Source organism: Chitinimonas naiadis (genome assembly GCF_054780835.1).
Genome location: NZ_BAAGVO010000007.1, coordinates 606,923 through 615,863, shown reverse-complemented (window position 1 = coordinate 615,863; position 8,941 = coordinate 606,923). Strand labels below are relative to the sequence as shown.

Here is an 8,941-nt window from a genome sequence, read left to right as displayed (position 1 = left end):
GGCGATGCTGCCGTCACTGTCGCTGGCATTGGCCGAGACGGTGATGGTGGCTGGGGCGTTATAGCTGTTGCCAGCCAGCGGGGCGGTCAGGCTGACCGTCGGCGAGCTGTTGCTGGATACTGGCGCCCAACCCACTGGCTTATAGAGCCAGATATTGCCCTGGTTGGCATCTTCCAGACCGATGAATACATCCAGATTCGGCACGTACTTCCATTTGCCCCGCACCCCGCCCGAGGTCAGCAGGGCAGGTGGGACGGCCGGTGAGGTCGGCGTGATCGCGCGCTGCAAGGTCCAGCCTGTCAGCGCCATCGTTTGCGGCCCCTTCAGTATCCAGACCTCCGAGCCGCCCTGCCACAGCAGGAACTGGTCGCGGACCGGATCGTAGTCCAGCCCGTAATTGGAGTTCATCAGGAAACCGCCGGTCAGGTCGGTCGGTACCAGCCGTTGGTCCTTGTTGGCCGGGCCGGCAGTCGCCAGGTCCCAGAAGGTGAACGGGGAGGTAGTGCCCACCCCGGTCGCCAGGAAGATGTTACGTACCGGATCATAGGTACCGGCACCAGGCCCAGGGGTGACCCAATAGGTGCCTACTTTCTCGATGGTGTCCTTGCTGGCGTCATTGACGTCTACCACCGTGTATTTGAACAGGTTGGTATCCGTGCCCCCGCCACTGCCGTAGCCGCCGACATACACCACATCGTGGCCGTTTTCCTGCTTGTAACCGGTCACGCCATTGACGAAAGAACCAGGCGTAGACGCTGCAGGGTAGCGGCTGAAAATGTCGCGGTTGCTCCACATCAGCCCACCCACGATTTCGGGGTGCGCGCCTTCACGCTGGACATGCGAGCCGGTAATGCCGCCAACCTTGTTGGGATCCGCCCGGGAAGGATCAAAGAAGTAGGGGCCGGTCCGCCTGGCGGTACCTACCGGATCCTCGACCATATAAGGCCCGCCAGTATTGAAGGAAGCACCACCTACCGCCATGAACCGATCCGCAATGGGCAGATAGATATTATTGTCGTAGGTATGCGCTGCAATCGGCGAGTTGAAGGGACCATCTATCGTCTGGTGAAAGCCAAGCGAGTTGTAGATCACTTCACTAGGCAGGGATGCACGCTCCCATTGCTGCGTGCTGCCATGCCAACGGTAGACATCGTTACCCGGTGAGTTGGCATGTCCGCCCCCGTAGATGATCAGATCACCCCGCAAGGTATCCCAGGCAAAGCCGCTCCAGGCATTGATGATGGTAAACGGCGGCGGATTGGACTGACCATAGAGGGGGCGCAGTTCGGCTGGCGCCCAGGCATCGGAAAACAGGTTCAGGTTGACCTTGACCCAACCGCCCTCAGGCACCGAATCAAGCTGCGCCCGCAGATTGGGCAAGGTGGCATTCTGGGCCGATACCGATTGAAACGAGCAAACCAGTGCCAATGCAGCACATGCCTGCCCCAGGCCGCGGCATAGTGCGGGCAGGGAGAATCCGCCTCTGCGGCTTACACCATCTGCGCGCGAGATGGCCCGGCCTCTCACATCAGCGGCGCTGTGGTCTTGATACGGCGTCATGGCACTGCCCTCCATCAACCAGCAAACCTATGCTAGGCAGGGCTGAACTGAAATTCGGTAGATAAGGTTTTGCGATCAATCTTGCCGTTGGGGTTGCGCGGCAGCGGGCCTTCCCGGAACTCGATACGGGCAGGCACCATATAGGCGGGCATACGGGTGCGGCATTCCGCCAGCAGCGCCGCCTGGTCCACCTCTTGCGTCGCGCGCGTCGCGATGATGCAGATAGCGTGACCCAATGTGTCATGGGGCACGCCAAAGGCAACGCACTCTCCAACCAGTTTGGTCGCGTACAGAATCTCCTCTACCTCAGTCGGGCTGACCCGATAACCAGACGTTTTCATCATCTCGTCACGCCGGCCGATGAAGTACAGAAAACCTTCCTCGTCCATGCGTACGGTGTCGCCGGAAAATACCGCCAGTTCCTGCAATACCAAGCCAGGCTCCCGCCCAGGTGTGCTGGCAGGTAATGGCTTGTAACGCTCAGCCGTTTTCTCGGGATCGTTCCAATATCCCATTCCCACCAACGCCCCACGGTGCACCAGCTCACCCGGTTCATTCGGTGCGCAAGGCGTACCATCTTCATGCAGTACCAGTATCTCGGCATTGGGTATGGCCTTGCCGATCGAATCAGGCCGGCGATCTACTTCCTCGGGTGGCAAGTAGGTGGAACGGAACGCCTCGGTCAGGCCATACATCAGGTAGGGCTTGGTCTTCGGCATATGTCCACGCAATGCTGCCAGCGTTTCCTTGGGCATACGGCCGCCGGTGTTGGCAAAGTAGCGCAAGTGCTCGGTGATAGCGGGGGACCACTCAAGCTGGGACAGCTGGATATACAGGGGGGGGACGGCAGTCAGTCCGGTAACCCGCTCGTTTTCCAGCGCCTTCAGCACATCCCGCGGCAGTAGATAATTGAGCAGGACCACCCTGGCACCGGTATGAAAAGCCGTCGTGAGCTGACTGAAGCCCGCATCGAACGACAGGGGCAGGGCGGCCAGCAAGGTGTCATCTGCCTGATTTTCCAGATAGCTGGCAACGCTCTTCGCACCGGCGACCATATTGCGATGCGACAAGACCACGCCCTTGGGTCGGCCAGTACTACCCGAGGTATACAGAATGGCTGCCATGTCGACGTCGATGAGGCGATGTCCGGCTCGGGACGGCGCAGCCATGAAGGGCTCCCAATCCTGCACGACCAGGGAACCTGGTGCGGAATCCGCCTGCGCGGCGTTGACCGTGACGATATGACGCAAATCCGAGCAGGCCGCCAGCACGGGCGCCAGCAAGGCGAGCCGCTCACTCGATGTGATCAGCGTCCTGACATTGCAATCTTGCAGGATGTAGGCAATCTGCTCCGGCTTGAGGAGTGGATTGAGCGGCACGAAAACACAACCCGCTGCCGTAGTGCCAAAGCTGGCGATGACGGTTTCGAAACGCTTTTCCAGGTAGATGGCCACCCGCTCGCCACGCTTGAGGCCGAGCTCCAGCAGGCCATTGGCAAAACGGGTAATCGACAGCTGCAGATCCTGATAACTCAGCGATTGCTTACCGTAGGTCAAGGCCAGGCTGTCCCCATCCCGCTCAGCGGAAAGGGCAATCAGTTCAGGCAAGAGAGAAGCGTTCTTCGCGGTCATGGGTTTCGAGGTTAGTGAGTTGGCGTAACGTGATCGTGATAAGCACGTACAAAGGCTGCAAATCGGGAAATAGGTTTTCCAGAAATGTCGCCAGCCCGATTCATTCTATCGAGTTGATAAAGTTATGAATGTGAATAATTCCATACTATTTCGCTAATCCGCTCACATCCGATGAACGCCAGGCAATGAAAGCCGTATTTCGGGTGGGGATAAGTCAGAAGTGCTCAGGTGGACATAGGGCCACTGTGGTAACAAGGACAATTGAAGACGGCCGAAAACCATAAAAAGCACACTATGACATTTCACTATCCCGAGCCGGCCATGCGCGGCCAGCGAATCGGGATTAAAAGCCGATATACGGCTGAACGTCCATGCAACACCTTGATCCGCAAGTCGCTGATCCGCTGCCTGCCAGAGCCGCGCCATGGTCCGCCCCAAACGAAAACGTGGCTCGACATAGACATCAAAATCCCAGGCACTTCTGGCCGCATCCATCAGCACAAACCGGCAGCGCACCTCATCCTCGTCATAGGCACCACGGCATAGCCAGAGAAAACCGGCAAATACGCCTTTCACCATGGCGACATGACATTCCGCACCGCGCTGGAATCGTTGTTGTATAACGGCCTCAGGCCGAGGGAAGTCACGAACTACCGGACTGCCCGGCAGCGCAGGATCAATCTGCGTCGAGGCATCCGGCCGTACCTTGGCAACCTCATCCAGCCCGACCGGCTGGGCGACGATGTAGTACTTGACCAAGCGAATCCGCCCCCCACCCAGCCGATCAAGCAAGCGACTCAGCAGGTACAAGCCCCCATTGACCGGCCCCATGCGTCCAAACGCATCTTTCAGCACCGCCATGGCTCGAGCAGCCCCCCCAGCCACGCTCATGCCGGCAAACCCATTGTCTTGCCCACATACTCAGTTTGATTAATCATTAGCAATTGTTAATTCTTAAGGACAATAAAAGTATCTCACGAAATTTAACCCAAAGAGCCCGTATAATCGCCATCTCGATTTTTGCCACAAAGCATCCGGCAATATTTGAATATTCTTATTAATGGGGGACTTATGGATATAAAGCAGGAATTGCTGGCCATTCTGGACGAAGTGCTTAGCCTAAAGGGCCGAGCAGCGACATTCACCGTGGACACACCCTTGCTCGGGGCGATTCCCGAACTCGACTCCATGGCAGTCGTCGCCCTGATCACCAGCATGGAAGACCGGTTCGGCATTGCCGTGGACGATGACGAGATCGATGGTGCGGTATTCGGCACTGTCGGCACCATGGTCGACTTCATCCACGGCAAACTGGCCGCCTGAACCCGGCCCGCCATGGCATTGCGTGCGTTCTATCTCGACACCCCAAAGGGGCGTCGCTTCTGTCTTTTCATGGGTTCGCGGCTTGCAGGCCCAGTCCGCGGCACCATTCTCTATGTTCCACCGTTCGCCGAAGAGATGAACAAATCCCGCCGCATGGCGGCTGACCAGGCAAGGGCATTTGCCGAGCAAGGCTATGCCGTGCTGCAAATGGACCTGCTTGGTACGGGCGATAGCGAGGGTGACTTTGGCGACGCCACTTGGGGCAACTGGCAGGAAGACCTGCTATTGGCCTGTCGCTGGTTGGAACAAACCGTACCTGAGGGTGAGCGCTGGCTCTGGGGGCTGCGTACCGGCGGCCTGCTGGCAACCACGGTCGCGGGCAGACTAAGCACCCCGGTGAATCTGCTGCTTTGGCAGCCCACGCTTTCCGGTAAACAGTTCCTGCAGCAATTCCTTCGCCTGAAGATGGCGGGAGAAATGTTGAGCGGCGAAGGGAAGGGCAAAACAGACGGGTTGCGCGAGCAGCTACGTCAGGGCCAGTCCATAGAAGTGGCTGGTTATGGCCTCTCGCCGGCAATGGCTGCAGAGCTGGAACTCGCGGATATCGCGTTGCCGGGTAATGTCGTCCGCGTCGAGTGGCTAGAACTAAGCCCTCGAGCCGATAGCGGCCTTTCACCAGCCGCCGCTCTGCGGCTGGAGAAATGGCAGGCCAGCAATGCCGCTGTTCGCAGCAAGGTGGTTACTGGCCCGGCGTTCTGGCAAACCACCGAGATAGAAACCTGTCCCGCACTGCGTGATGCCAGCCTGCAAGCCCTGGTGACGGAGGCGTACGCATGAGCATTCAAGAAGACGCCATTGTGTTCGACTGCGAAGGCAGCGAGCTGCTCGGCATCATTGCCTCCTCGCCCTTGCAAGCCCGCGACTGCGGGGTAGTGATTATCGTCGGCGGCCCGCAATATCGCGTTGGCAGCCATCGTCAGTTCCTGCATCTGTCCCGTCGGCTAGCCGAGGCGGGCTACCCCTGCATGCGTTTCGACTATCGGGGGATGGGCGACAGCGAGGGCGATGGTCGTGATTTCGAGAGCGTCAGCAGCGACATCGCTGCGGCCATCAAGGCCTTTCAGCAAACCCGCCCGGATCTTAAGCGCATCGTCCTTTGGGGTCTTTGCGATGCCGCCTCCGCAGCGCTGCTTTACTGGCATGAAAGGCAGGATCAACGACTGATAGGCCTTTGCCTGCTGAACCCCTGGGTAAGGGGCGAGGCCACACAGGCTCGCGCCCAGGTCAAACACTACTATGGCCAGCGTCTGCTGCAACCCGCGTTCTGGCGCAAGCTTCTGCGGGGTGAAGTGGGTGTCATTCGCGCTCTGGCTGGCCTGGTATCCGCCATGCACCGGGCCAGAAGCAAAGCGCCGTGCAACACCCCGAACTTGCCTTTCCCTAGGCGTATGGCCGAGGGATGGCGCAGCTATCCCGGCAAGTTGCTCCTGATACTGAGCGGCCAGGACTACACCGCCAAAGAATTCCTTGAGTGTGCCAATAGCGAAGCTGCCTGGTCTGGTTTGCTCGACCAGCACAAGGTATCTCGGCATGACCTCCTGGGAGCAGACCACACTTTCTCTACCGCAGCAGGACGAGCCGAAGTGGAACAACTCACCCTGAACTGGCTACACACCCTGATGGAAACGGCATGAAACGCATCCTGATGATTGCCTATCACTTCCCGCCATTGGCCGGGAGCAGTGGCATCCAGCGAACCTTGCGCTTTGTCCAGCACCTTCCCGAACTTGGCTGGCAACCCATCGTTCTCAGCGCAGATCCACGCGCCTACGAAAAAACCAGCGAAGACCTGCTGCGGGATGTTCCGCCTGAAACCGTCGTCAAGCGCGCCTTTGCGCTCGATACCGGTCGGCACCTTACCTTCAAGGGGCGCTACCTGGGCTGGATGGCTCGGCCTGATCGCTGGATCAGCTGGAAGTTTGCCGCGATCCGGGAGGGAAAGCGCCTGATCGATCAGTACAAACCGGATGTCATCTGGTCAACCTATCCCATCGCTACCGCGCACATCATTGCTGCGGCACTGCAACGACACAGCGGCATCCCCTGGGTCGCCGATTTCCGTGACCCGATGGCCCAGGACGACTACCCTACCGATCCAAAAACCTGGCAAAGCTACAAGGAAATCGAGGAGGAGGCGATCCAGCGGGCCAGCCTCGCCGTCTTCACCACGCCAGGCGCGGCAAAGATATACCGCGACCGTTACCCGGCGGCGGCCAAGCGAGTCGTGGTTCTGGAAAACGGCTTCGATGAAGAGAGTTTTCCCGCACCGCCCACCGTTACGCAACCTGCCGTGCCTGATGCGGACAAACCGGTCGTCCTGCTGCACAGCGGCATCATCTACCCGTCGGAGCGGGATCCGTCCCAACTGTTCGTCGCCCTCGAAAAGCTGGTAGGCACTGGCGCCCTGCAGCGTACCGACCTGCGCATCCGCTTTCGGGCCGCCGTGCATGATGATCTGTTGCGTACGCTGGCGGAAAAGCATGGCGTCGCCGACATGATCGAGCTGAGCCCAAGCATCGCCTACCGGGAAGCACTTACGGAGATGATGGCGGTGGACGGCCTGCTGGTCATGCAGGCAGCCAACTGTAATGCCCAGATTCCCGCCAAGATCTATGAATACCTGCGTGCCGGCAGGCCGATCATGGCATTGACCGATCCGGCAGGGGACACCGCCGGCGTATTGCAAGGTGCAGGGTTGAACGCGATAGCCCGACTCGACAGCGCCGACGAAATCGCAAACCTGCTCCTGCCATTTCTTGCCGCAATCCGGGCCGGACAAGCCCAGTTGCCCACCGCCGAGGTAATCCGACAGGCATCCCGCAGGGGACGCTCCGAATCCTTTGCCCAGCTGTTGGCTCAAATTGAATCGTAAAGGATGGCCCCTCGATGGGTGATGTGCAGCAAAAGATGGCCAGAGGGATCGTCTGGATGGTGGCCGCACGGCTGATGGATCGCAGCATCGGGGTGATCAGCACCCTTATCCTGGCGCGCCTGCTTGTACCTGGCGACTTCGGCCTGGTTGCGATGGCTACCGCGATTGGTGGCGTACTGGATCTCCTGGGGGCATTCAGCTTCGAGCTGGCCTTGATCCAGAATCAGCGCGCCGGACGCGCAGAGTACGACACGGTCTGGACGTTCAATGTCCTGTTCGGCGTGTTCTGCGGGTTGGCGCTGGTTGGCCTGGCATGGCCCGCCGCGGCCTTCTATCACGAGCCGAGGCTCGCTGCCGTGATGTGCGCCCTGGCACTGGCCTACCTGGCCGGCGGGCTCGCGAATGTCGGTGTCGTCAATTTCCGCAAGGAACTGAACTTTCGGGATGAGTTCAAGCTGATCTTCCTGCGCCGGGTAGTGACCTTCGTCGCCACCATTGGCGGCGCATTATGGTTCCAGTCCTATTGGGCCCTGGTGGCAGGGATCATCGTAGGGAGAGTGGTCGGCGTTATCGCCAGCTTCCAGATGAGTGACTATCGGCCACGGCTTTCACTCGCCGCAGCACGCGAGCTGTTCCATTTTTCAAAGTGGTTATTCCTGAACAACACCTTCCAGTTCCTGCAAACGAACGGCTGCAATTTCATTATTGCCAAGCTGTATGGTGCAACGGGCGTGGGCATCTTTTCGGTGGCCTATGAGATATCCAACCTTCCCTCCACCGAGCTGGTCGCTCCCATCAATCGAGCGACCTTTCCAGGCTTCTCCAAGATGGAGAACGCCGAAGCCATATCGGCCTCCTATCTGCAATTGATGGGCATGATCGGCCTGTTGATCCTGCCGGTCGGGCTGGGCATCGCGGCGGTTGCCGGTCCCTTGGTCGAGGCGCTGCTCGGTGCGAAATGGATAGATGCGGTGCCCTTGATTCAGTTGCTGGCAATCTACGGTGCGATTACCGCCACCCAAACCAACAATAGCGTGGTCTGGATGGTGATGGGACGCACCCGCGAAGTCACCGCCATGACGGCACTATTCCTGCTGATCCTCGGGCCATCGCTTTACTTTTTCCTGGGTCGCTACGGCATCATCGGCGCGGGCTACGCCTACCTGATTTCCCACGCCCCCACCGTGCCTGTCGCCATGCAGATGACCAAACGCATGCTGGGCTTTCGCTGGTCAGCCCTCATTTCGGTACTTTGGCGGCCATTGGTCGCGGTCAGTGCAATGTACTTCTGCGTCCGGGCATTCGACATGGCCTTGCCGCACTATGGCGCCTGGGGCCGCCTATTGATCGAGTCGGCTTTAGGTGCCCTGTTGTACATAGGTCTGGCACTGGGCTTGTGGCAACTCGCGGGGAAGCCGGCTGGCGCCGAGTCGTTCTGCCTGAACAAGCTCATGGCGCACCGCCTGCTGCAGCGGGCAAAAGGCTGAGGACAGGG

General features: G+C 59.4%; 8 protein-coding genes. 5 read left to right on the top strand and 3 right to left on the bottom strand.

Translation table 11 applies throughout. From position 1 onward, the window contains the following. From ACYVHK_RS23080 to ACYVHK_RS23070, 3 genes are all read right to left on the bottom strand, one after another. Positions 1-1,560: Ig-like domain-containing protein (locus ACYVHK_RS23080; protein ID WP_460537075.1), on the bottom strand; the 1,560-nt coding region annotated here is incomplete at its 3' end. A gap of 32 nt (positions 1,561-1,592) precedes the next feature. Beyond that, positions 1,593-3,191, bottom strand: a complete 1,599-nt coding sequence (locus tag ACYVHK_RS23075) for an acyl-CoA ligase (AMP-forming), exosortase A system-associated (protein WP_460537072.1) — start codon at positions 3,189-3,191, stop codon at positions 1,593-1,595. Positions 3,192-3,353: 162 nt separating this feature from the next. Further along, positions 3,354-4,052 (bottom strand): GNAT family N-acetyltransferase, encoded by a 699-nt coding sequence (locus tag ACYVHK_RS23070; RefSeq protein ID WP_460537070.1) that lies wholly within the window; start codon positions 4,050-4,052, stop codon positions 3,354-3,356. Between the two features lie 210 nt (positions 4,053-4,262). On the opposite strand from ACYVHK_RS23070, the gene ACYVHK_RS23065 reads away from it, so the two are divergent. Genes ACYVHK_RS23065 through ACYVHK_RS23045 form a run of 5 tightly spaced genes read left to right on the top strand, consistent with a single transcriptional unit; the run spans position 4,263 to position 8,933 of the window. Then, positions 4,263-4,514 carry an acyl carrier protein gene (locus ACYVHK_RS23065; protein WP_460537067.1) on the top strand — a complete coding sequence of 84 codons (252 nt, stop codon included), beginning with the start codon at positions 4,263-4,265 and terminating at the stop codon, positions 4,512-4,514. Positions 4,515-4,526: 12 nt separating this feature from the next. Next, entirely contained in the window at positions 4,527-5,351 is an 825-nt protein-coding gene (locus tag ACYVHK_RS23060) for an alpha/beta hydrolase family protein (protein WP_460537065.1), read from the top strand. After that, positions 5,348-6,208, top strand: coding sequence for an alpha/beta hydrolase family protein (locus ACYVHK_RS23055; RefSeq protein WP_460537063.1), 861 nt, complete (start codon positions 5,348-5,350; stop codon positions 6,206-6,208). Before ACYVHK_RS23060 ends, ACYVHK_RS23055 begins: the two co-directional genes overlap by 4 nt. Then, positions 6,205-7,446 carry a glycosyltransferase family protein gene (locus ACYVHK_RS23050; RefSeq protein WP_460537061.1) on the top strand — a complete coding sequence of 414 codons (1,242 nt, stop codon included), beginning with the start codon at positions 6,205-6,207 and terminating at the stop codon, positions 7,444-7,446. Before ACYVHK_RS23055 ends, ACYVHK_RS23050 begins: the two co-directional genes overlap by 4 nt. Positions 7,447-7,460: 14 nt before the next feature. Beyond that, complete coding sequence (locus ACYVHK_RS23045) at positions 7,461-8,933, top strand: lipopolysaccharide biosynthesis protein (RefSeq protein ID WP_460537059.1); 1,473 nt, start codon at positions 7,461-7,463, stop codon at positions 8,931-8,933. Positions 8,934-8,941: the final 8 nt, after the last annotated feature.

What these genes read in the sequence shown, in the direction of transcription:
- ACYVHK_RS23055 (WP_460537063.1), top strand. Translation starts at nt 5,348, where the DNA reads ATGAGCATTCAAGAAGACGCCATTGTGTTCGACTGCGAAGGCAGCGAG.
- ACYVHK_RS23075 (WP_460537072.1), bottom strand. Translation starts at nt 3,191, where the DNA reads ATGACCGCGAAGAACGCTTCTCTCTTGCCTGAACTGATTGCCCTTTCC.
- ACYVHK_RS23065 (WP_460537067.1), top strand. Translation starts at nt 4,263, where the DNA reads ATGGATATAAAGCAGGAATTGCTGGCCATTCTGGACGAAGTGCTTAGC.
- ACYVHK_RS23045 (WP_460537059.1), top strand. Translation starts at nt 7,461, where the DNA reads ATGGGTGATGTGCAGCAAAAGATGGCCAGAGGGATCGTCTGGATGGTG.
- ACYVHK_RS23070 (WP_460537070.1), bottom strand. Translation starts at nt 4,052, where the DNA reads ATGGCGGTGCTGAAAGATGCGTTTGGACGCATGGGGCCGGTCAATGGG.
- ACYVHK_RS23060 (WP_460537065.1), top strand. Translation starts at nt 4,527, where the DNA reads ATGGCATTGCGTGCGTTCTATCTCGACACCCCAAAGGGGCGTCGCTTC.
- ACYVHK_RS23050 (WP_460537061.1), top strand. Translation starts at nt 6,205, where the DNA reads ATGAAACGCATCCTGATGATTGCCTATCACTTCCCGCCATTGGCCGGG.